Genomic DNA, 21,814 nt, shown 5'->3' on the forward strand with positions numbered 1-21,814 from the left:
TGTAATCGAGTTTCAAACCTTCAGGCGACGCGGACGGTCTTGCCTGTCTTGGCAGACTCCAAGGCGGCATCAGCCAGCTTCAAGGCGACCAGCCCGTCCTTGCCGCTCGGCGCCGCCTTCTTGCCGGCAGTCGCGGCGGCGATGAAGGAAGCGATCTCGTTGGCGTAGGCGTCGATGTAGCGGGTCATGAAGAAATCGTGCAGCGGCGGGCGCGTGTAGCCCTTGTCGTTGGCGAGTTCGATCGACACCGGCCGCTGATTCTCGGCCGCAACCATGCCCTTCGAGCCGTGCGCCTCGATGCGCTGGTCGTAGCCATAGGTGGCGCGGCGCGAGTTGGAGATGACGGCCTGCTTGCCGGACGCGGTTTCCAGAATGACGCTGACGGAGTCGAAATCGCCCGCTTCGCCGATCTTCTTGTCGACCAGCACCGAGGCGTGCGCGCTGACGGCAACCGGCTCTTCGCCGAGCAGGAAGCGCGCCATGTCGAAATCATGGATGGTCATGTCGCGAAAAATGCCGCCGGATCGCGCGATGTAGTCGAGCGGCGGCGCGCCCGGATCGCGCGAGGTGATGGTGACCATCTCGACATCGCCGATGGCGCCGTCGTCGATCGCCTTGCGGACGGCGGCGAAATGCGGGTCGAAGCGGCGGTTGAAGCCGACCATCAGCGTAGCGCCGGCCTTGTCGACCACGGCCAGGCACTGCTCGACGCGCTTGACGTCGAGGTCGATCGGCTTCTCGCAGAAGATCGCCTTGCCGGCCCTGGCGAAGCGCTCGATGAGGTCGGCGTGAGTGTCGGTCGGCGTGCAGATGATGACGGCGTCGATGTCCTTGGCCTGCTCGATGGCGTCGATGCTGCGCACCTCGGCCCCATAGGCGGAGGCAAGCTCCGTCGCCGCTTTCTCCAAGGCGTCCGCCACGGCCACCAGCTTGGCCTGCGGGTTTGAGGCTACGGCGCGGGCATGCACCTTGCCGATACGGCCGGCGCCGAGAAGAGCGAAGCGGAGAGTCATGGAATGTCCTTTGAGGGTGGCTCTAAAACGTGTCCGCGCCGGCCGGCGCGGACGATTTGGTCTGGTCCCGTCGTGGCGCCTGGTCAGGCGGCCTGAAGCTCCGCCTGCCCGGTCTTGGCGCCGGTGATGTAAGCGACGATGTCGTTGCCGTCGGTGTCCTGCTTGCGCAAATTGGCGACGATGCGGCCGCGCCGGAAGACGACGATGCGGTCGACCAGGTCGAAGACCTGGCGCATGTTGTGGCTGATCAGGATCAGCGGCTCGCCGTTCTCCTTCAGCGTGCGGATGATGTTTTCGACCTGCGCCGTTTCCTGCACGCCAAGCGCTGCGGTCGGCTCGTCCATGATGATCAGCTTGGAGGCGAAGGTTGCGGTCCTGGCGATCGCCACGCATTGGCGCTGGCCGCCCGACATGTGGCGGATGGTGCTGGAAAGGTTCGGGATCTTCACCGCGGTGCGGATCAGCGCCGCCTCCGTCGCCCTGCGCATCGCCTTGCGGTCGAGAATCGAGAAGGGGCCGAGGTTGAAAAGCACCTTCTCCCGGCCGAGGAAGAGGTTCGACGGCACGTCGAGGTCGTCGGCCAGAGCCAGGTTCTGGAACACGGTCTCGATGCCGGCCTCGCGCGCCTCGATCGGGCCGGCGAAGTTCACTTCCTTGCCGTCGAACCAGATCTTGCCGTCGGTGCGCTGCTCGACGCCGGTGATCTGGCGCACGAAGGTCGACTTGCCGGCGCCGTTGTCGCCCATGATGGCGACATGCTCGCCCTTGCGCAGCTCGAAATTCGCCTCCTGCAGCGCGTGAACGCCGCCATAATGCTTGGTGAGGTTTTCGGTCTTCAGAACGATATCGGACATGGTCAAGCTCCTATCGCCCGGCGGCGCTGGCGCCATTGATCAAGAACGACTGCGCCGACAATGATCACGCCCTTGACCATCTCCTGGTAGTAGGCGTCGAGGCGCAGGAAGGTGAAGCCGGAAATGATAACGCCGAAGATCAGCGAGCCGATCACCGTGCCTATGATAGACCCGCGGCCGCCCGAGAGCGAGACGCCGCCGATGACCGCCATGGCGATGGCGTCGAGCTCGTACATCACGCCCATGCCGGCCTGGGCGGTGAGGTTCTTGGAGGAAAGCACCACCGCGGCGATCGAGGCGAGGATGCCGGCAATCACATAGACCAGCACCTTGTGGTTGGCGATCTTGATGCCGGACATGCGCGCGGCGTCCTCGTTGGAGCCAATGGCGTAACAATGCTTGCCGTATCGGGTGTAGCTCAGGACGAGCTGGAACAGGATCGCCAGTGAAATGAAGATGATGACCGGCATCAGCCCCTTGCCGATGGCCGCGAAGCTATCGGTCGGGAACGAGATCGGCTGGCCCTTCGACCACCATTTGGCGATGCCGCGCGCCGTGACCATCATGCCGAGCGTGGCGATGAACGGCGGAATGCGCGTGTAGGCGATTAGGGCGCCGTTGATCAGGCCGGCAATCAGCCCGCAGCCGATCGCGACCAGAAGCGGCACGATGACCGGCAGGTCGGTCCATCCGTAGTCAATGAACATCGCCTTCGGGTTGGGATTGCCGTTGACGGTCGCAACCTGCGCGAAACTCATGGCGATCATGGCGGTGGCGCCTACGATCGAGCCCGAGGACAGGTCGATGCCGCCGCAGATGATCACCTGCGTGACGCCGATGGCGATGATGCCGACGATCGACACCTGCAGGATGATGATCTGCAGCCGCTGCTCGTTGAAAATAGCATCGACGTTATCGCGGGTGTTGAAGAGGAAGCTGTCGCCGAGGAAGACGCGGCCGATCAGCTCGAATGCGCCGACCAGGATGACCAGCGCCAGAAACACGTTGAACTCGGCAGGCCAGGGGCGCTTCTTGGCGTCATAGCTCAGCCCGCCAATGCCATGCGATGTCTGTGACACGTCTTCTTCCTCCGAATGACCGCGCCCGCTCTCCCGCCCGGTCGGGCGGGAGAAGGAAGGGAGCGACGCTGCTCTGTCTGCAGCCGATTTCAGCCAACTCGATGCGTCGGAGCGCCGCTCCAGGGTTTGTCCTCACGCAAGTCCGTACGGAAAACTTCCTGGAATTGCGTTGGCGCGGCGTCAGTTCTTCTTCAGGAACTTGTCGATGTTCGCCGGCGTCACGAGCTGGAAGGGGATGTAGACCTTGCGCTCCACCTTCTCGCCCTTGGCGAGCTTCAGCGCCGCATCGAGCGCGCCCGCGCCTTGGCCAGCCGCATCCTGGAAGACCGTGACGTCGAGATCGCCCGCCTGCATCGCGGCCAGCGCGTCCTGGGTTGCGTCGACGCCGCCGACCACGACCGACTTCATGTCGATATTGGCGGCCTTCATCGCCTGGATGGCGCCGATGGCGCTTTCGTCATTGTTGGCGATGACGCCGTCGAACGGCTTGCCGGACGACAGCCAGTTGGTCATCAGGTTCTGCGCTTCGTCACGCTTCCAGTTCGAGGTCTGCTTGTCGATGATCTTGATGAAGTTGCAGTCGGGCGTGGCAATCACTTCATCGATATCCTTCGTGCGCTGCACCGCCGCCTGATTGGATAGCTCGCCCATGATCACATAGACATTGGCTTCCTTCTTGCCGGCTTCCTTGAACAGGCGGCAGATTTCCTTGGTCTCGAGCGTGCCGGACTCGGCCTCATTGGACGCGACGAAAGCCTGGTTGTCGGGCAGCTTGTCGACATTGACCGGCTCGCGGTTGACATAGACCAGCGGGATCTTGGCCGCGGCCGCCGCATCCGACATCGCCTGGGTGGCCGAAGTGTCGACCGGGTTGACGATGATCGCGTCGACGCCCGAAGCGGCGAAGTTCTTGATCTGGTCGAGCTGCTTGGCCACGTCGTTCTGCGCGTCCTCGACCTGCAGTTCGACGCCGTCCATGCCCTTGGCCTGGGCGATCATGCCGTTGCGCAGCACGGTCAGGAAATTGTCGTCGAAAAGAGCCATCGAGACGCCGATCTTGGCGGCGAAGGCGGACGAACACATCAGCGCCGAAAGCGCGACGCCCAAAAGCAGTTTCTTCATTTTAGTTTCTCCTCCACTTGGTGTCCGGCTGCACCGATTGAACCGGAATCCCCGATGTTACCGGGGAATCTCTCCCATGGCCCTTCCGGCGGCGTTTTCCTCGCATGATGAAACGCCTGGTCCTCTGTTTGAAACAGACGTTCCGGAACGAAAGAACCAAAATACCCAGTTGGTGAAATATTTATTCCATTTCGCTTACAGCCGTCAAGGGTGATTCGAAATGGACGTGCCGGTTTTTCGATGGAGGCAAGCGTGCAGCGCCCTCGCGGCCGGGCATGCAAACGTTCTGCGGCGGAATCCCCGGGCGATTTCACGTCGCGAAAGAATTCCATCAGCCTGATGGATCACATCATTCCGACGGGAGACGGCTTAGATGTTTTCCGGCAGATAGATGTCGAAGGGGAGAAAGGTCTGGCCGGGCGCATTGGCGGCGCCGGTCTCGATGGCATGCGCCATCAGGCCGACAAGCTCGCGGCAGAGCGCCGCCAGCGGGGTCGAGATCACCATGGTCAGGATGTTGTCGGCAAGTGCTGCGCGCGACTCCGCATTGATCTCGTTGCAGACGACCACCGGCATATGCGCCGGTCTCGCCGCCCTCAACGCCGCGACCGCGCCCTCCATGCCGCCGCCGGCGACGTAGCAGCCGGCAAGGTCGGGATGCCGAGCCAGAAGCTCGAGCATCGCATCATGCGTCACCTGGTTGGCCTCCAGGTTGACCAGCGTCTCCATCACCGTGAAATCCGGCGCATGCTCGCGAAAATAGGAGCGGAAGCCGATCTCGCGCAGCTCGTGACCATGAAAACGGTGGCTGCCGACGAAAAGGGCGACCTTGCCTGGCTTGCTGGCGGCCTTGGCGATCATCCAGGCCGCGGTGCGTCCGACCTTGCGGTTGTCGAGCCCGACATAGCCTTCACGGATGCCGGCGGCGAAGTCGGAGAGCAGCGAAAAGACCGGCTGCCCTCGCGCCTTCAGCGCCTCCACCGCCGCCGTCAGCGTCGGATGATCCGGACCGACCACGGCGATGGCCCTGGATTTCGCCGCCAGCTTGCGCATCTGGGCGGCGATCTCATCGGGCGCCAGCGAAGCGGCGAAGTCGATCGTCGCAGTGCCCCGGAAACGTTGCGATTGCGAGACCGCAAGCTCCAGCTCGCGCGCGAAATCGCCGTAGAAAACGTCATTGCCGCGCAGCAGCAGGAAGCCGAGACGATATTCGGGCAACTCCTGGCGCATGCGCTGCCTGATCAGGCCAGCGGCGTGATAGCCGATGTCGGTCGCCGCCTCGTAGACGCGACGCGCCGTCTCCTCGCGCACCGGCAGGCGATTGTTCAACACCCGGTCGACCGTGGCGACGCTGAAGCCTGAAACGCGCGCGAGATCGGTGATTGTCGGCCGCTTTGCCATGAGTGCTCCATCGCTTGCCCGACTCAGATTAGCCCAATCTGATAGAAAATGATAGAATCTATCTTTGTGACATTGAGGCTATCATGACTTGGCGCTATGGTGAAGTCGAAGCCAGCCATGGGCGAGGCGCGGCATTGCCGAGGGCCATTCGCCAGGTGCTGATGGAGGACCCCGCAATGACGGCAATCACGTCTCCGGCGCCGTCCGGACGCGACTACAGCCTGACCGGCCGCGACGCCAAGCGCGCGGTCGAGAACGGTCTTTCGGCGGCCCAGTGGTACCACACCGAGATCCCGCGCAAGCAGATGAAGGAGCTGATGCAGCGCTCCGACCAGCCCGCTATCCGAGACACCATCATCTGGCTCGGTGCGCTGTTCCTCAGTGGCGCGGGCGGCGCTTGGTTCTGGGGCAGCTGGTGGTGCGTGCCGTTCTTCTTTGTCTATGGCACGCTCTACGGTTCCTCGACCGACTCCCGCTGGCACGAATGCGGTCACGGCACGGCCTTCCGCACCCAATGGATGAACGATGCGGTCTACCAGCTCGCCTGCTTCATGATCATGCGCAATCCGGTGACCTGGCGCTGGAGCCATACACGCCACCACACCGACACCATCATCGTCGGCCGCGACCCGGAGATCGCCGTCATGCGACCGCCGGACCTTTTGCGCGTTGTGCTGAATTTTTTCGGCGTGCTCGATGCCTGGCATGCGATGACCGGCATGGTGCGCAATGCCGCCGGCGTCATCAGCGCCGCAGAACAGACCTTCATCCCGGAACAGGAGCAGCCCAAGGCCATCCGCATCGCCCGTATTTGGCTCGCCATCTATGTCGCGACCATCGCGCTGGCGCTCTATCTGCATTCATGGCTGCCGCTGATGCTCGTCGGCCTGCCCCGCCTCTACGGCGCCTGGCATCACGTCATGACCGGGCTGCTGCAGCATGGCGGGCTGGCCGACAATGTCATCGACCATCGGCTGAACAGCCGCACCGTCTACATGAACCCGATCAGCCGGTTCATCTATTGGAACATGAACTACCATGTGGAGCACCACATGTTCCCGATGGTGCCCTACCACGCGCTGCCCAAGCTGCATGAGCTGATCAAGCACGATTTGCCGGCGCCGACGCCGTCGATCCTGGCCGGCTACCGCGAGATGATCCCGGCCTTCCTGCGCCAGCTGCGCAACGAGGACTACTTCCTCAAGCGCGAGCTGCCGCCGACGGCAAAGCCCTACCGGGAAGAGCTGCACAACGACAATCCGGTAGCGGCCGCGGCCGAGTGACCGGATCCGACACAACCGACAACGAAGAATTTCGCCGGAGGACGACATGAGCGACTGGGTCGAGGCCTGCGCGGCCGGAGACATCGACGAGGAGGACGTAATGCGGTTCGATCATGCCGGCCGCACCTACGCCATCTATCGCAGCCCGGAGGACGAGTATTACGCGACCGACGGCCTGTGCTCGCATGAGAAAGTGCATCTGGCCGATGGGCTGGTGATGGACGACATCATCGAGTGTCCAAAACACAATGGCCGCTTCAACTACAAGACCGGCGACGCGCGCGGGGCGCCGGTCTGCGTCAATCTCAAGACCTATCCGGTCAAGGTCGACGCCGGCAAAGTCCTCATTCAGCTTGGGTGACGGCATGGCGGGAGGAATGGTCATCATCGGCGCCGGCGAGTGCGGCGGTCGTGCCGCGCTTACCCTGCGCGACCTTGGTCATGAAGGGCCGGTGACGCTGGTCGGCGACGAGCCGCATCTGCCCTATGAACGGCCGCCGCTGTCGAAGGAGGCGATGACCAGCGAGGCGCCCCTCATCAAGGCGATCGCCAGCGACGAGCTTTTGGCCGAACACTCGATCCGCCACATCCATTCCGTTCGGGCCGTCGCTATCGACCGCGCCGCGCATCTCGTGCGCCTCTCCGACGGCTCTTCGCTTGGCTATGGCAAGCTGCTGCTCGCGACCGGGTCCGTGCCGCGCAAGCTGCCGATGCCTGGTCTGGGCGGCCGCTGCGTTTATCTCAGGACCTTCAACGACGCGCTCGCGATCCGCGCCCATCTCAAGCCGGAGAACCGCGTCGCCATCATCGGCGGCGGTTTCATTGGCCTCGAGCTTGCCGCTTCGGCGCGCAAGCTAGGCGCAACGGTCACAGTGCTCGAGGCGCAGCCGCGCATCCTGATGCGCGGCGTGCCGGCCGAGATCGCGGAAATCATTCATAAGGCGCATCAGGCCGAAGGCGTGAAGGTGCTTACCGGCCAAGGCATCACGGCGATTGCCGATGACGGCACGCAAGTTCGCATCACGCTTGCCGACAGGCAGGACATCGTCGCCGATCTTGCCGTGATCGGCATCGGCGCGGTGCCGGTGACGGCGCTCGCTGCCGAAGCAGGACTTGCGATCGACAATGGTATCGCCGTCGATGAGAACCTTTGCACCGCGGATCCGGATGTTTTTGCCGCCGGCGACTGCTGCTCGTTCCCGCTCGCCGTCTATGGCGGCCGGCGCGTGCGGCTGGAAGCCTGGCGCAACGCGCAGGAGCAGGGCGCGCTCGCCGCGAAGAACATGCTGGGCGCCAACGAGGCGCATGCCGCGGTGCCGTGGTTCTGGTCGGATCAATATGGGCTCACGCTGCAGATCGCCGGGCTTTCGGACGAAGGCCGCTCGACCGTACGGCGCGACCTCTACGACGGCGCCTTCATTCTGTTCCACCTGGCCGAGGACGGCAGGCTGGTCGCCGCCAGCGGCATCGGGCCCGGCAATGCGGTGGCGCGCGACATACGGTTGGCCGAGATGCTGATCGCGAAGCGGGCGACGCCCGCGCCTGAGGCGCTCGGCTCGCAATCGGTCAAGCTGAAGTCGCTGCTGGCGGCATAGGCCCGAGTAATCGCTGGAAACGAGGGGATCCACGGACATGGCACGCAACAGACCGACCGTCGCCGATTTGCAATTGCTGAAGGGCAAGCGCCAGCTTTCGAAGCTGCGCGTTTTCTCGCTGGAGGAGGCCGAGGCCGCCGAGCGTGCCGGCATCGACATCATCTCGGTCCCCTATGATCTTATCTTCGATCCGCGTTTTCGCGACGCCGCACCCACTTGCTTTGCCATTCCCGGCGACGAACGCATCAAGCTGGGCGCAACCACCGACGAGATCCTGCGCATGGCGGTGAAGCTGCGCGCGGCCAGCGCCGACGCCATGTATTGCGCGGCCAGCCTGCAGACCATCCGCCGGCTGCGCGACGAGCATATTCCGGTCTGCGGTCACGTCGGGCTGATCCCGGCGCATGCGACCTGGACGGGCGGCTTCAAGGCGGTCGGCAAGACGGCCGAAAGTGCTGCCTTCGTCTGGAAGCAGGTCAAGGACCTTGAAGCCGCCGGCGCCTTCGCCGCCGAGATCGAAGTTGTGCCGGCCCCGGTTGCAAGCGCGATCTCGCGGCGTACATCGCTGATCATGATCTCGATGGGCGCCGGCGCCGGCTGCGATGCGCAATATCTGTTCTCCGAAGACGTGCTCGGCAGCAATCGCGGCCATTATCCGCGCCATGCCAAGCGCTACCGCGACTTCGCGGCGGAGTTCGACCGCCTGCAGAGCGAGCGCATCGCGGCCTTCCGCGAATATGCAGACGATATCCAGGCGGGCGCCTATCCAGAGCCGCGGCACATGGTCGAGGCGGATGCCGACGAAATGCGCAAGTTCGAGGCGTTTCTCGCCTCGGAAGGCTACTGAACCACCCGGCTCAGCCGGCTAGAACAGCGTCTTCAGCTCGTCCAGCTTGTCGTTGACCAGCCAGCCGTAATAATTCTCCTCGGGCAGCTTTTCCGGTTCCCCGGCGGCGCGACGCTTCTCGTTCTCCTCCTCCAACGCATAGGCGCGCTGCTCGGGGTTGCCGACATTGTAGAGCGTGGCGGTCAGGCCCGGATTGTGCGAGATGTCGAAGCCGGCGATGCTGTTGTAGGCGTCGATCGACTTCCTGATGGTCGCAGCGACGTAAGGCAGCGTGAGGTCGGGATCCATGATGGTCTTGTAGACCGTGTTCGGATCATTGACGTCGAGCTCGGGCAGGCCGGAGACCTTGTGCACGAGATCGCTCATCTGCAGCGCCGTCAGCGGGTTGAGCTGGCCGAGTCCGAAAGTCTGGCCGGCATAGTAGGGTTGGAAGAAAGTGGCTCCGAAGCGGTCGTTGGGGAAGCTGGTCCCGCCGACGGTCTTGCCGCGGAAGGAATGGTTCCACACCTGCTCGCGGCATTCCCAGAGATCGTAGCTGTCGGTTATGCCGGCGCATTTCTGGAATTGCGGCCGCTCAACGAAATCGCTGACGTCCTCCCCTTCATAAGCAAAGGTGAGCTTGCTCGACAGGTAGGACATTGCCTTGACGTAATAGGTCTGCAGCCGATCATAGGCGTCGACATTGTAGGTGTGCTCGCCGACGATGGCGCCGACGATGTGCATCGGATCGATGTCGTAGGCGGCCGCCACTTTCCTGATCTTGGCGCGCAGCTCGGCATCGTTCTGCAAGAGCGCGTAGACCTTGCGATACTTGGCCTGGAAGCTGGTGTTGGTGGCCTGAGTGCGCCGGCTGGAAGCGCCCGGAATATCCGGCTGCACGCTGTTGCGATTGCCCGGCGGCACCATGGTCGCCGCGTTCGCCGTTGCCATCGCCGCGGCCAATGCCAGCCCAACAAAAAGAAGTATGCGTTTCTTCATCCACCGCCGCCTTCAAGTCGGCGGCAAACTAGGTAAAGCGCGTGGGAGAGTCGAGACGAGGCAAGCTTCCGACGGGACGAAAGGTGGCCAGATGGTACCATCTGGCCACACATCGCCGGGCTTCGCCCGTTAGAGGATGAACCGTGACAGGTCGGTGTTGCGCGAGAGATCGCCGACATGCTTCTGCACGTAGTCGGCATCGATGGTGACCGCCGTGCCGTGGCGGTCCGGCGCGTCGTAGGAAATCTCGTCCAGCACCCGTTCCATCACCGTCTGCAGGCGTCTGGCGCCGATGTTCTCGACATTGGCGTTGAGGTCGACGGCAATGCCGGCGAGCGAATCGATGGCGTCGTCGGTGAAGGCCAACTCGACGCCTTCGGTCTTCATCAGCGCAATATACTGCTTGATGAGGCTGGCCTCTGTTTCGGTGAGGATGCGGACGAAATCCTGCTTCTCCAGGGCACGCAATTCGACCCGGATCGGCAAGCGGCCCTGCAGCTCCGGAAGCAGGTCCGAAGGCTTGGAGACGTGGAACGCGCCCGAGGCGATGAAAAGAATATGGTCCGTCTTGATCGGCCCGTATTTCGTCGCAACGGTGGTGCCTTCAACCAGCGGCAGCAGATCGCGCTGAACGCCTTCACGTGAGGGACCGCCCGAAATGTCGCTCCTGGCCGCGATCTTGTCGATCTCGTCGAGGAACACGATGCCGTCATTCTCCGTCGATTCCAGCGCCTGGCGAACCACCTCGTCCTGGTCGAGCAGCTTGTCGGACTCGTCATTGATCAGTAGCGCGTAGGATTCCTTCACCGTCGTCTTGCGGGTCTTGGTCTTCCTGCCGCCCATCGCCTTCGACAGCATGTCGTTGATGTTGAGCACGCCGATATTGGCGCCCGGCATGCCGGGGATCTCGAAGCCCGGCATACCGCCGGTGCCGGTGTCCGCCACCTCGATCTCGATCTCCTTGTCGTCGAGCTCACCGTCGCGCAGCCGCTTGCGGAAGCTGTCGCGCGTGGCCGGGCTCGCGGTCTTGCCGACCAAAGCTTCGAGCACGCGCTCTTCGGCATTGATGTGAGCGCGCGCCTTGACGTCCTCACGCATCTTCTCGCGCGTCAGCCCGATGGCGACCTCGACGAGATCGCGCACGATCTGCTCGACGTCGCGGCCGACATAGCCGACCTCGGTGAACTTGGTGGCCTCGACCTTGACGAAAGGCGCGCCGGCCAGCCGCGCCAGCCGGCGCGAGATCTCGGTCTTGCCGACGCCGGTCGGGCCGATCATCAGGATGTTCTTGGGCATCACCTCTTCGCGCATCTGGCCCTCCAGCTGCTGGCGGCGCCAGCGGTTGCGCAAGGCGATCGCCACGGCGCGCTTGGCGTCTTTCTGGCCGATGATGAAGCGGTCGAGTTCCGAAACGATTTCGCGGGGAGAAAAGGTGCTCATATTACTCAAATTCCACTTTGCCACTGCCTGATGGACTCGAACGGATGCAGCAGCATGATCACGTTGAGCGTCAGATTGTCCCGGATGATGTAGCCCGTGCCGAATTCGAAAATGAGCGCCAGAGCCACGATCACCCATATAGGGAGCTTTCGCGCCATCACAAATCCGAGCGCCATGAACAGCGTGTCGGACACCGAATTGATGATGCTGTCGCCGTAGTAGTTGAGGGAGATGGTGCCGGCGCGGTAGCGGTCGATGATGAAGGGGCTGTTCTCCAGGAGTTCCCAGCCGCCTTCGATGAGGACGGCGAAAGCCAGCCTCAGCCCGACGGGCGAGCGCGGGAACAGAGCCCAGGCCAGCGCATAGAACAGGAAGCCGTGGATGATGTGCGAGAAGGTGTACCAGTCGGCGATGTGCTGGGAATTCTCCGAGCTGTTCACCACACCGTGCCAGAGCTTGACGTAGCCGCAGGTGCAGATCGGCGGATGGCCCATGCCGTAGAGAATGCCGGCCTGGAAAACGACGAGAGCCAGCACCAGCAGCAGCCCCATGCGCCAGCTGTCTTCATAGGCCGACAGCGTCTTGTCTCCCCCGGATGCGGTCATTGTGATCAGTCCCCCTCTTGTTGGTCGAATTCGGCCGCATCGACGGCCATCAGCACGACGTCCCCATATTCCGAATGCCTGCGGCCGATCGGCCTGAAGCCGGCCTTTTCATAGGCGCGGATGGCGCGGCCATTGCCGGGATGCGGATCGATGACGACGCGCGGCGCGCCTTCCTCGAACAGTTCCGCGACGAACTGGCGGACGATGGCCGAGCCGTGGCCGATGCCGACCAGGTCCGGCGGCCCGATCGACAGATCGATACCCAGCGTGCCGAATGGCTGGTCGGCGTAAGGATGGTTGTCCTCGAGATGCGGATCGTAGCTCTGCAGATAGGCGATCGGCTTGCCGCCCAATTCGACGATCAGCGGCTCCACCGAAACCGACCCGATATGCTCGCGTATCTCGGCGATCTCCTTTTCCGGATCGCCCCACCATTCGGCGATATGCGGCTCGGCAAGCCAGCGGGCGATCATCGGCAGATCCTTTTGGGTGACCGGCCGAAAATCGTAGCTGTCTTCCTGTTCGACCATGATCTGTTCCAGAAGCCGATTCCCATTTTTCGGGATCATGGCCGGCCGCCTAGGCGGCATCGAGCGTTTCGACGACGAAGCTGCTGTTGGTGTAGACGCAGATATCGGCGGCGATCTGCATCGCCCTGCGGGCGATCTCCTCGGCGTCCTTGTCGGTGTCCATCAGCGCGCGGGCGGCGGCGAGCGCGTAGTTGCCGCCGGAGCCGATGGCCATGACGCCATGTTCTGGCTCGAGCACGTCACCGGTGCCGGTCAGCGCCAGCGAGACCGACTTGTCGGCGACCAGCATCATCGCTTCCAGGCGGCGCAGATAGCGGTCGGTGCGCCAGTCCTTGGCGAGCTCGACGCAGGCGCGGGTCAGTTGGTCAGGATATTGTTCGAGCTTGGCTTCGAGGCGTTCGAGGAGGGTGAAGGCGTCGGCGGTGGCGCCGGCAAAACCGGCAATGACACTGCCGCCCTTGCCGATGCGGCGCACCTTGCGGGCGTTGCCCTTCATGATGGTCTGGCCAAGACTGACCTGGCCGTCGCCGGCGATGACAACCTTGCTGCCCTTGCGCACGGTGACGATGGTCGTGGCGTGCATGGTCAGTTCATTCGACATTTCCTGCTCCGAGTCGCGCTATCCCTCAAAGGCGATTGGCGCGGTACGAGTGACTTTGATCGGCCATATGTATGCATAGGGCGAGTGATTGCAAACCGTCCGCGGCAAGGCCGATACAGTCCGGAATGGCAACTGGCAATCGCCGGATCATGCTGATAGAAGGCTCTCGTTTTCAAGCCCGCGCCTCTGAACAGGACAGACTGATGCCGCCCCGTTCCGCAGAAATCAGCCGCAAGACCAAGGAAACCGAGATTTCCGTATCGGTCCATGTCGACGGCACGGGTAAATCCGACATTTCGACGGGTGTCGGCTTCTTCGACCACATGCTCGATCAGCTGTCGCGCCATTCGCTGATCGACATGACGATCGAGGCCAAAGGCGATCTTCACATCGACGACCATCACACGGTCGAGGATACCGGCATTGCCATCGGCCAGGCGCTGAGCAAGGCTTTGGGGGAGCGGCGCGGCATCATGCGCTATGCCTCGATCGAGCTGGCTATGGACGAGACGCTGACCCGGGCGGCGATCGACGTTTCCGGCAGGCCGTTCCTGGTCTGGAACGTTTCCTTCTCGTCGCCGAAGATCGGCACATTCGACACCGAGCTGGTGCGCGAATTCTTCCAGGCGCTGGCGCAGAATGCCGGCATAACGCTGCATGTGACCAATCACTACGGCGCCAATAACCATCATATTGCGGAAACCTGCTTCAAGGCCGTGGCCAGGGCGCTGCGCGTGGCGCTGGAGCCTGACCCGCGCCAGCCCGATGCGGTGCCGTCCACCAAGGGATCCCTGAAAGGATAACCCTATGGCCATCTATGTCGTGATGGAGCCGCCTGCGGGGGGCAACGAGGAGGACGCCGCCCTGGTGCGCGACAGCTTCACCTGGCTCGGCTTCCTGTTCTCGCCGATCTGGCTCGCCTGGCACCGCCTCTGGATCGAGGCCCTGCTCACCTTCGCGGCCATGGCCGCGTTGTCCATGCTCGGCGAGAAACTAAGGCTTGAATGGGCTGGATCGGCGCTCTCGCTGCTGGTGTCGCTCTATATCGGCTTCGAAGGCCAAGCCCTGCGGATCGCGGCGCTCCGCCGCCGCGGCTGGCGGGAATGGGGCGTCGTCGAGGCCGGCAGGCTCGGCGATGCCGAGGTCCGTCACGCGCTCGAAGCCAGCGAGCGCACGCAGGAACAGGCGCCGATGCCGCACATCGTGCCCGACACCAACCTGGCGCGGCCGGCGCAGACGGGCATGGCGCTGGGGCTGACCCATACGCCGGGAAGGCCCTGACATGCGGGTAGCGATCATCGACTATGGGTCGGGCAATCTGCGCTCGGCCACCAAGGCCTTCGAGCGCGCCGCGCATGAGGCGGGCATCGCCGCGACCATCGATCTCACGGCCGACGCCGAGCGGGTGCGCAGCGCCGACCGCATCGTCCTGCCGGGCGTCGGCGCCTATGCAGACTGCGCGGCCGGCCTGCATGCCGTCACCGGCATGTGGGAAGCGGTGGAAGAGGCGGCGCTTCGCAAAGGGCGGCCGTTCCTCGGCATCTGCGTCGGCATGCAATTGATGTCGGAACGCGGGCTGGAAAAGACCGTCACTAAGGGTTTTGGCTGGATTGCCGGCAACGTCAAGGAAATCACGCCGAAGGATCCGGCACTGAAGATCCCGCAGATCGGCTGGAACACGATCGAGCTCGCGCGCAACCATCCGCTGTTTTCGGGCATCGAGACCGGTCCGAAAGGGCTGCACGCCTATTTCGTCCATTCCTACCACCTGGAGGCGAGGAACCCGGCCGAGGTGCTGGCGACGGCCGACTATGGCGGGCCGGTGACGGCGGCCGTTGCCCGCGACAACTTTGCCGGCACGCAGTTCCATCCCGAGAAAAGCCAGGCGCTCGGCCTGGCGCTGATCACCAATTTCCTGAATTGGAGGCCCTGAATGACCAAGAAGGGCTACTGGATCGCCATGATCGATGTCCGCGACCCGGACACCTACAAGAAATACATCGAGGCCAACGCGAAGGCCTTCGCCAAATTTGGCGCGAAGTTTGCTGTTCGGGCCGGCCGCCATACCGACCCGGAGGGGGCAACGGGAAACCGCCATGTCGTGGTGGAGTTCGATTCTTACGACAGGGCGCTCGCCTGCTATCAGTCGCCCGAGTACCAGGAAGCCTTGAAATTCCGGCTGGCGGCATCGACCGGCCACTTCGCCATCGTCGAGGGCGCCTGATCGTGATCCTGTTTCCGGCAATAGACCTCAAGGACGGCAAATGCGTGCGCCTGAAGCACGGCGACATGGCGACCGCCACCATCTACAACGATGACCCGGCGGCCCAGGCACGAGCCTTCGAAGAGCAAGGCTTCGAATGGCTGCACGTCGTCGACCTCAACGGCGCCTTCAAGGGCCAGAGCGTCAATTCCGCCGCGGTCGGCGCCATCCTCGAGGCGACGAAGAACCCGGTGCAGCTCGGCGGGGGCATCCGCACGCTGGCGCAGATCGAGGACTGGCTGGACCGCGGGCTGGCGCGAGTCATCCTCGGGACCGTGGCGGTGCGGGAGCCCGAACTGGTGAAGGAGGCATGCAGGACCTTTCCCGGCAAGGTAGCAGTCGGCATCGACGCCAAGGGCGGCAAGGTGGCCGTCGAGGGCTGGGCCGAAGCCTCGGAACTCGGCGTCATCGAATTGGCGAGGAAGTTCGAAGGTGCGGGCGTGGCCGCCATCATTTACACCGACATCGACCGCGACGGCGTGCTCTCCGGCATCAACTGGGATGCCACCATCGACCTTGCCGAGACGGTATCGATCCCGGTGATCGCTTCCGGCGGATTGGCCTCTATCGCCGACATCGTGCGCATGACCATGCCCGATGCGAAGCGCCTGGAGGGCGCGATCTCCGGCCGCGCGCTCTATGACGGGCGCATCGACCCGGCGGAGGCGCTCGCCATCCTGCGCGGCAATCACGCGGAGGCACGAGCGTGAACATCTCGATCATCCTGGCATCTTATGACAGCGGCCACTTTCACGGCCGCTGTGGCCAAGGCCCCGATGCGCTGATCTCCGGCGGGCTGGCCGAGGCGCTGAAGCTTGCCGGTCACGACGTCGAGGTGCGCGACATCGGCAAGGTCGTCGAGGACGAGCAGGAGCGCGAGATCGGCACGGGATTTGCCGTCTGCAACGTCGTTTCGGGCGAGGTCCGCATCGCGCTGGACAACGGCCGCTTCCCCATCGTTCTGGCCGGCAACTGCCTGACCAGCGCGGGCGCGGTGGCCGGCGAAGGCGCGGACGCCATCATCTGGGCCGACCAGCATGGCGACCTCAACACGCCGGAAACCTCCACCTCCGGCTTTCTCGACGGCATGGCGCTGGCAACGGCGCTCGGATTGTGCTGGCGGCGCATGGCGGCGCAGATTCCCGGCTTCAAGCCGATCGAGCCGGCCCGCTGTGTCCTGGTCAACGCACGCGACCTCGATACGGCCGAGAAAGGGCTTTTGGAGAAGCTGCCGATCATTCGCACCGAGTGTCCGGACTGGGCAGCCGCCGCGGCGAAGCTGAAGGCCACGGGTGCCGAGCGCATTCACATGCATGTCGACCTCGACGTGCATGATCCGGAAAAGCTGCAGGCCAATCGTTACGCAACGCCTGGCGGCCCGGCGCCGGAGCAGGTCCGCACCGCGATGTGCGGCCTTGCCGGCCCGCTCAGCATCGCCGGGCTTACCATTTCCGCCTACGATCCGGCGTTCGACCCGAAGGGCGAGGTGCCGCCGCAGGTCGGCGAGCTGGTGGTCGACCTTTTGTCGACCATGGAGGGGCGCTGATGCTGAAAGCCCGCGTCATTCCCTGTCTCGACGTCAAGAACGGCCGCGTGGTCAAGGGCGTCAATTTCGTCGACCTGGTCGATGCCGGCGATCCGGTCGAGGCGGCCAAGGCCTATGACGCGGCGGGCGCCGACGAGCTCTGCTTCCTCGACATCACCGCATCGTCCGACAATCGCGAGACGATCTTCGACGTGGTCGCCCGCACGGCCGAACAATGTTTCATGCCGCTCACCGTCGGCGGCGGCGTGCGCCAGGTGGCCGACATACGAAGGCTGCTTCTGGCCGGCGCCGACAAGGTATCGATCAACACGGCGGCGGTGAAGAACCCGGATTTCGTCGCGGAGGCTGCCGACAAGTTCGGCAACCAGTGCATCGTCGTCGCCATCGACGCCAAGAAAGTATCGGCTGCCGGCGAGGCCAACCGCTGGGAGATCTTCACGCATGGCGGGCGCGAGAAGACCGGCATCGACGCGGTCGAGTTCGCCAAGAAGATGGTCGATCGCGGCGCCGGCGAGATCCTGCTGACCTCGATGGACCGCGACGGCACCAAGGCCGGCTACGATATCGCGCTGACCCGCGCGATCGCCGATGCCGTGCGTGTGCCGGTCATCGCTTCGGGCGGCGTCGGCACGCTTGATCACATGGTGGAAGGCATCCGCGATGGCCATGCCGCCGCCGTGCTTGCCGCCTCGATCTTTCATTTCGGCACCTACACCATCGCCGAGGCCAAGGCGCATATGGCGGGCGCCGGCCTGCCGATGCGGCTGGACTCGACCGTTCATCGGACTTAAACCACTGCTATGGCTCAATTTTCACTCGCCGAGCTGGAAACGATAATTCATCAGCGCGCCCATTCCGGTGATCCGGAGTCATGGACGGCGAAATTGTTCGCCAAGGGCATGGACAAGGCGGCGCAGAAGCTCGGCGAGGAAGCGGTCGAGGCTGTGATCGCCGCCGTTCGCGGCGACCGGCAGGCCCTCGTTTCGGAAAGCGCCGATCTTCTATATCATTGGCTGGTCGTCCTCGCGATCGCGGGCATTCCGCTGGAGGACGTGCTGAAGGAGCTCGAGGGCCGCACCGGCCGCTCGGGCGTCGCTGAAAAGGTGTCCCGGCCCCGGGGCTGACCGCTAAAGACGGATAGAGCATGATGTCGTCCGAAAACCGCTCCACACTTTTCGGCATCATGCTCTAGGAGGGCAGGAGACTCGATGGACCAGCTTGCTCCGACCGAGAAATACTCCCCCTTTCGTTTCTTCTCGGCCGAGCAATGGTCGCAGTTCCGCGCCGACACGCCGCTCACGCTGACCGAGGACGAGATCGACCGGCTGCGTTCGCTCAATGACCCGGTCGACCTCGAAGAGGTCAAGCGCATCTACCTCTCGCTTTCCCGTCTGCTTTCGGCGCATGTCGAGGCGAGCCAGCTGCTGTTCAGGCAGCGCCAGGCCTTCTTCAACGCGCAGGACGTCGTCAAGACGCCGTTCATCATCGGCATCGCCGGCTCGGTCGCCGTCGGCAAATCGACCACCGCTCGCGTGCTTAAGGAATTGCTGGCGCGCTGGCCGTCGAGCCCGAAGGTCGATCTCATCACCACCGACGGCTTCCTCTTGCCGAACGAGATCCTGCGCCGCAACAATCTGATGGAGCGCAAGGGCTTTCCAGAAAGCTACGACGTCGGCGCCCTGCTCCGCTTCCTTTCCGGCATCAAGTCGGCGCAGCGCGATGTCCGGGCCCCGGTCTACTCGCACCTGACCTACGACGTCATTCCGGGCGAGTTCGTCACCATCGACAGGCCGGACATTTTGATCTTCGAAGGCATCAATGTTTTGCAGCCGGGCAAGCTGCCGAAGGACGGCAAGATCGTGCCGTTCCTGTCGGATTTCTTCGACTTCGCCATCTATATCGATGCCGACGAGAAGCTGATTCACCAGTGGTACACCCAGCGCTTCATGCGACTGCGCGAGACTGCCTTCCGCAACCCGGACTCCTTCTTCCACCGCTATTCGCAGCTGTCGGAGGATGCCGCCCGCGCCATCGCCGAGGGCCTGTGGAGCAACATCAACCTGAAGAATTTGCGCGAGAACATCCTGCCGACCAGGGCGCGCGCCGACCTCATCCTGCGCAAAGGCGCCAACCACCTGGTCGAAGAGGTGGCATTGCGGAAACTCTGATAGAATCCGGCGGACCGGCGCCTAAAGCGCATGGCCCTGGCGTCGATTCAGGCGACGCGCTTTCAAATTAGTCTTTGTTCTTAGTCGGCGGCAGCTTCGATAAGGAGCCTGGTCTCAGCAGACCGTAGCGGCGGCCACGGGACGGTTGACGGCTCCGATCGGCATGTTCGGCACGAGGCGACGGTCCGCGGGGATCAGCTTGCGAGCGACGATGTAAATCACAGACACGACGATGACGGCGACATAGCTGTCTATTGCATAGTGCCATGCCAGATAGACCGAGCTGACAGCAACAAAGGCCACGTAGAGCAAAGCGAAGGCGCCGAGGAGGCGGCTGTATTCGCGCACGAACAATGCATTGAGCATTGCAAGGCCGACGTGAACGCTGGGAAACGCCGAGATACCCGTGGCAAAACCGGTCTGCTTGGCCTCATACAGCGACCATAGATACTGCTGGTAGGCGGCCGCGGAGTTGCTTGACCCAGCCCCGCGGGCCAGGAATGCAAGCTGTTCACCAAATCGCGCCGTGTCTCCCGTGACCGCGCCGTAAAATGCCGGACCCGCCGAGAGGAACAGCGCCGCCAGGATGTTCCCGACCAGGATCCAGACTGCCATAAAGCAGGCGAGATAGCGCGTTCGGACCGATGCCACCATGGGCGATGTGGCGACGAAGAACAAGCCGACGAAATTCAGCAGAAACCAGAAGACGTTGTAGTTCCATTCTATTATGGCGCGCACCAGATCACTTTCGGCCACGGAGTAGAGCCAGCGCCACGGATCGGCGCCCAAATGGAGGAAAGCGTCGATGTCCGCGTGCAGGACATCGAATTGAAAACCGCCTTGCCAGGCCGACATTCCGTTTTTCACGGAAGTGAAATTGCCCTGAAAGATCATGAGCGCCATCAGAAGGCACAATCCCGATAGCGAATATGCCAACCGCCCGGTCGAAAACACTCTTTTCGCAACCAAACGTCGCCGGGAATTGAAGCGATGCATAATGAGAATTGCGTCGGCAAGGATTGCTATTGTGGGCAGTGCGAAGCCGTTGAGGGAGATCCAGGACCCGAAATATATCGAGAACGCGAGGCGGTCGGCCGCGCCAATCGCGTTCAGAAAGATCAGCCCGGCCAAAACATAAATGACGATGGCCAGATAGAGGCCCGAATCCCTCCGAACGAGTTGGGCTGCCTCCGTGACGATTGCCCACAGGCCGCGGAGGACCGAATAGCTTTGCGTCACTGCCGAGCCCCAAGCTGCAATAGCTGCCCGTCTTTATGAGGAAAACTTCTAGATTTCGTTAGCTTGCGGGCACCGTTACCCGCCGCAGCGTCAGATTGATACGGCCGCCACTCCTCAACAGCGCCGAGGTCGCTGGGTAGATGCGGTCAACGCCGTGGAAACAGAGGCGTCCCTCCCCGCCAAGCACGACGACATCGCCGCTCTTCAGCCTGAACGACTTGGTGCCGCCTTCGCGCGTGGTGTGACCGACCCGAAACAGGCAGTCGTCGCCGAGCGACACCGAAACGACGGGTGCTGCGAAATCCTGCTCGTCGCGGTCCTGGTGCAGACCCATCTTGGCCTCGCTCGAATAGAAATTGACGAGGCAGGCTTCCGGCGCGTGCGAATAGGCCGACACCTCGCACCACACTTTTATCAGGGCTTCGGGGATCGGCGGCCAGGGCTCGCCTGTCACCGGGTGCATCGGCTGGTAGCGATAGCCGCGCTCGCGGTCGGTCACCCAACCGAGCGTCCCGCAATTGGTCATGCGCACGCTCATTTCCTTGCCGGTGCGCGGCATGGCAGGCACGTAAAGCGGCGCCGCCTGCACGACGCGCCTGATCTCCTCGACCAGCGCTTCCTGCTCCGTGCGCGACAGATAGCCCGGCATATGGCGAACGCCCTTGGGCAGAACGAGCATGGGATTCGATCCGATCAGTCCGTCCGAGCATGCCACCGGCAGAACGGCTTCGCGACCCGAAAGCGGCCGTCGTCGGATCTCGGCCCCTAGTCGCTTTCGACCCGGCCGCGCAGCTTCTTCACCGTCGAGCGCCCGGCCTTGGTCTTGAGGCGCCGCTCGACGGCGCCCTTCGAAGGCTTCGTCTTCTTGCGCGGCGGCGGCGGCGGCTCGGCCGCCTTGGCGACCAGTGCCGTCAACCTGGCTCGCGCGTCGGCGCGATTCTGTTCCTGAGTGCGGAAGCGCCCGGCCCCGATGACGATGACGCCATCCTTGGTTGCGCGCTGGCCGGCGAGCTTGATGGCGCGCTCCCGCACCCGCTCCGACAGGCCCGGCGCATTGGCGGCGTCGAAGCGCAGCTGGACGGCGGTCGCCACCTTGTTGACGTTCTGGCCGCCCGGGCCGGAAGAGCGGATGAAATCCTCGTGCAGGTCGTCCGGATGGATGACCGCGTCACTGGCGATGATGATCCTGTCGTCGGCATTCATGCGCACAGTCATGGCGCGGCGGCGGGAAAAAGAAAAGGCCCGGCCAA

At 63.5% G+C, this 21,814-nt stretch carries 26 protein-coding genes; 13 read left to right on the top strand and 13 right to left on the bottom strand.

Annotated features, from left to right (window positions below):
* Positions 1 to 20: 20 nt before the first annotated feature.
* The 5 genes from iolG to P9254_RS12545 form a co-directional block, all read right to left on the bottom strand.
* Positions 21 to 1,013 (bottom strand): inositol 2-dehydrogenase, encoded by a 993-nt coding sequence (iolG, locus tag P9254_RS12525; protein ID WP_278054989.1) that lies wholly within the window; start codon positions 1,011 to 1,013, stop codon positions 21 to 23.
* Between the two features lie 83 nt (positions 1,014 to 1,096).
* Positions 1,097 to 1,867, bottom strand: a complete 771-nt coding sequence (locus P9254_RS12530; RefSeq protein ID WP_067003269.1) for an ATP-binding cassette domain-containing protein — start codon at positions 1,865 to 1,867, stop codon at positions 1,097 to 1,099.
* A 2-nt stretch (positions 1,868 to 1,869) separates the two neighbouring features.
* Entirely contained in the window at positions 1,870 to 2,946 is a 1,077-nt protein-coding gene (locus P9254_RS12535) for an ABC transporter permease (RefSeq protein WP_067323903.1), read from the bottom strand.
* Between the two features lie 180 nt (positions 2,947 to 3,126).
* The gene (locus tag P9254_RS12540) at positions 3,127 to 4,068 is read right to left on the bottom strand and encodes a sugar ABC transporter substrate-binding protein (protein ID WP_067323901.1); all 942 of its coding nucleotides are present in this window, start codon (positions 4,066 to 4,068) and stop codon (positions 3,127 to 3,129) included.
* 369 nt (positions 4,069 to 4,437) lie between these two features.
* Positions 4,438 to 5,469, bottom strand: coding sequence for a LacI family DNA-binding transcriptional regulator (locus tag P9254_RS12545; RefSeq protein WP_127241363.1), 1,032 nt, complete (start codon positions 5,467 to 5,469; stop codon positions 4,438 to 4,440).
* A 176-nt stretch (positions 5,470 to 5,645) separates the two neighbouring features.
* Here P9254_RS12545 and P9254_RS12550 point away from each other — a divergent pair, with 176 nt between their 5' ends.
* Genes P9254_RS12550 through P9254_RS12565 form a run of 4 tightly spaced genes read left to right on the top strand, consistent with a single transcriptional unit; the run spans position 5,646 to position 9,194 of the window.
* Positions 5,646 to 6,752, top strand: coding sequence for a fatty acid desaturase family protein (locus P9254_RS12550; RefSeq protein ID WP_278055212.1), 1,107 nt, complete (start codon positions 5,646 to 5,648; stop codon positions 6,750 to 6,752).
* A 46-nt stretch (positions 6,753 to 6,798) separates the two neighbouring features.
* Positions 6,799 to 7,113 carry a MocE family 2Fe-2S type ferredoxin gene (locus P9254_RS12555; protein ID WP_067002880.1) on the top strand — a complete coding sequence of 105 codons (315 nt, stop codon included), beginning with the start codon at positions 6,799 to 6,801 and terminating at the stop codon, positions 7,111 to 7,113.
* 16 nt (positions 7,114 to 7,129) lie between these two features.
* Positions 7,130 to 8,347, top strand: coding sequence for an NAD(P)/FAD-dependent oxidoreductase (locus P9254_RS12560; RefSeq protein WP_245322441.1), 1,218 nt, complete (start codon positions 7,130 to 7,132; stop codon positions 8,345 to 8,347).
* Between the two features lie 37 nt (positions 8,348 to 8,384).
* On the top strand, positions 8,385 to 9,194 hold the full coding sequence (locus tag P9254_RS12565; protein WP_067323895.1) for a 3-methyl-2-oxobutanoate hydroxymethyltransferase: 810 nt from the start codon (positions 8,385 to 8,387) through the stop codon (positions 9,192 to 9,194).
* A gap of 18 nt (positions 9,195 to 9,212) precedes the next feature.
* Here the strand turns inward: P9254_RS12565 and P9254_RS12570 are convergent, their stop codons facing one another.
* The 5 genes from P9254_RS12570 to hslV form a co-directional block, all read right to left on the bottom strand.
* Positions 9,213 to 10,172: a DUF1402 family protein gene (locus tag P9254_RS12570; protein WP_067323893.1), complete on the bottom strand. Its 960-nt coding sequence runs from the start codon at positions 10,170 to 10,172 to the stop codon at positions 9,213 to 9,215.
* Positions 10,173 to 10,301: 129 nt separating this feature from the next.
* Positions 10,302 to 11,612: an ATP-dependent protease ATPase subunit HslU gene (gene hslU / locus P9254_RS12575; protein WP_067323891.1), complete on the bottom strand. Its 1,311-nt coding sequence runs from the start codon at positions 11,610 to 11,612 to the stop codon at positions 10,302 to 10,304.
* A gap of 5 nt (positions 11,613 to 11,617) precedes the next feature.
* Positions 11,618 to 12,217 (bottom strand): DUF2585 domain-containing protein, encoded by a 600-nt coding sequence (locus tag P9254_RS12580; RefSeq protein WP_067002893.1) that lies wholly within the window; start codon positions 12,215 to 12,217, stop codon positions 11,618 to 11,620.
* A 5-nt stretch (positions 12,218 to 12,222) separates the two neighbouring features.
* On the bottom strand, positions 12,223 to 12,747 hold the full coding sequence (locus tag P9254_RS12585) for a GNAT family N-acetyltransferase (RefSeq protein ID WP_278054995.1): 525 nt from the start codon (positions 12,745 to 12,747) through the stop codon (positions 12,223 to 12,225).
* A gap of 49 nt (positions 12,748 to 12,796) precedes the next feature.
* Positions 12,797 to 13,348, bottom strand: a complete 552-nt coding sequence (gene hslV / locus P9254_RS12590; protein WP_067002895.1) for an ATP-dependent protease subunit HslV — start codon at positions 13,346 to 13,348, stop codon at positions 12,797 to 12,799.
* Between the two features lie 203 nt (positions 13,349 to 13,551).
* Between hslV and hisB the strand changes: the two genes are divergently transcribed.
* From hisB to coaA, 9 genes are all read left to right on the top strand, one after another.
* The gene (gene hisB, locus P9254_RS12595; RefSeq protein ID WP_095825521.1) at positions 13,552 to 14,151 is read left to right on the top strand and encodes an imidazoleglycerol-phosphate dehydratase HisB; all 600 of its coding nucleotides are present in this window, start codon (positions 13,552 to 13,554) and stop codon (positions 14,149 to 14,151) included.
* A gap of 4 nt (positions 14,152 to 14,155) precedes the next feature.
* A complete protein-coding gene (locus tag P9254_RS12600; RefSeq protein ID WP_127216636.1) occupies positions 14,156 to 14,629 on the top strand; it encodes a DUF2628 domain-containing protein in 474 nt (157 codons plus the stop codon).
* A 1-nt stretch (position 14,630) separates the two neighbouring features.
* Positions 14,631 to 15,281, top strand: coding sequence for an imidazole glycerol phosphate synthase subunit HisH (hisH, locus tag P9254_RS12605; protein ID WP_127216637.1), 651 nt, complete (start codon positions 14,631 to 14,633; stop codon positions 15,279 to 15,281).
* Positions 15,282 to 15,572: a DUF1330 domain-containing protein gene (locus P9254_RS12610; RefSeq protein ID WP_278054998.1), complete on the top strand. Its 291-nt coding sequence runs from the start codon at positions 15,282 to 15,284 to the stop codon at positions 15,570 to 15,572.
* 2 nt (positions 15,573 to 15,574) lie between these two features.
* Positions 15,575 to 16,321, top strand: coding sequence for a 1-(5-phosphoribosyl)-5-[(5-phosphoribosylamino)methylideneamino]imidazole-4-carboxamide isomerase (gene hisA / locus P9254_RS12615; RefSeq protein WP_278055000.1), 747 nt, complete (start codon positions 15,575 to 15,577; stop codon positions 16,319 to 16,321).
* Positions 16,318 to 17,157 carry an arginase family protein gene (locus P9254_RS12620; protein WP_127216639.1) on the top strand — a complete coding sequence of 280 codons (840 nt, stop codon included), beginning with the start codon at positions 16,318 to 16,320 and terminating at the stop codon, positions 17,155 to 17,157. Before hisA ends, P9254_RS12620 begins: the two co-directional genes overlap by 4 nt.
* A complete protein-coding gene (hisF, locus tag P9254_RS12625; RefSeq protein ID WP_278055214.1) occupies positions 17,154 to 17,948 on the top strand; it encodes an imidazole glycerol phosphate synthase subunit HisF in 795 nt (264 codons plus the stop codon). The genes P9254_RS12620 and hisF overlap by 4 nt, the downstream gene beginning before the upstream one ends.
* A 9-nt stretch (positions 17,949 to 17,957) precedes the next feature.
* Positions 17,958 to 18,281, top strand: coding sequence for a phosphoribosyl-ATP diphosphatase (locus P9254_RS12630; protein ID WP_278055001.1), 324 nt, complete (start codon positions 17,958 to 17,960; stop codon positions 18,279 to 18,281).
* Between the two features lie 84 nt (positions 18,282 to 18,365).
* Positions 18,366 to 19,325 carry a type I pantothenate kinase gene (gene coaA, locus P9254_RS12635; protein WP_067002907.1) on the top strand — a complete coding sequence of 320 codons (960 nt, stop codon included), beginning with the start codon at positions 18,366 to 18,368 and terminating at the stop codon, positions 19,323 to 19,325.
* Positions 19,326 to 19,439: 114 nt separating this feature from the next.
* Here coaA and P9254_RS12640 read toward each other — a convergent pair whose 3' ends face one another.
* The 3 genes from P9254_RS12640 to arfB form a co-directional block, all read right to left on the bottom strand.
* Positions 19,440 to 20,564, bottom strand: a complete 1,125-nt coding sequence (locus P9254_RS12640; RefSeq protein WP_067323875.1) for a phosphatase PAP2 family protein — start codon at positions 20,562 to 20,564, stop codon at positions 19,440 to 19,442.
* Positions 20,565 to 20,622: 58 nt separating this feature from the next.
* Positions 20,623 to 21,243 carry an alpha-ketoglutarate-dependent dioxygenase AlkB family protein gene (locus P9254_RS12645; protein WP_067324667.1) on the bottom strand — a complete coding sequence of 207 codons (621 nt, stop codon included), beginning with the start codon at positions 21,241 to 21,243 and terminating at the stop codon, positions 20,623 to 20,625.
* Positions 21,244 to 21,329: 86 nt separating this feature from the next.
* Complete coding sequence (arfB, locus tag P9254_RS12650; RefSeq protein WP_278055004.1) at positions 21,330 to 21,767, bottom strand: alternative ribosome rescue aminoacyl-tRNA hydrolase ArfB; 438 nt, start codon at positions 21,765 to 21,767, stop codon at positions 21,330 to 21,332.
* Between the last annotated feature and the right edge of the window lie 47 nt (positions 21,768 to 21,814).

The sequence above is a fragment of the Mesorhizobium sp. WSM4983 genome (genome assembly GCF_029625765.1).
In the GTDB taxonomy this organism is placed as follows: domain Bacteria; phylum Pseudomonadota; class Alphaproteobacteria; order Rhizobiales; family Rhizobiaceae; genus Mesorhizobium.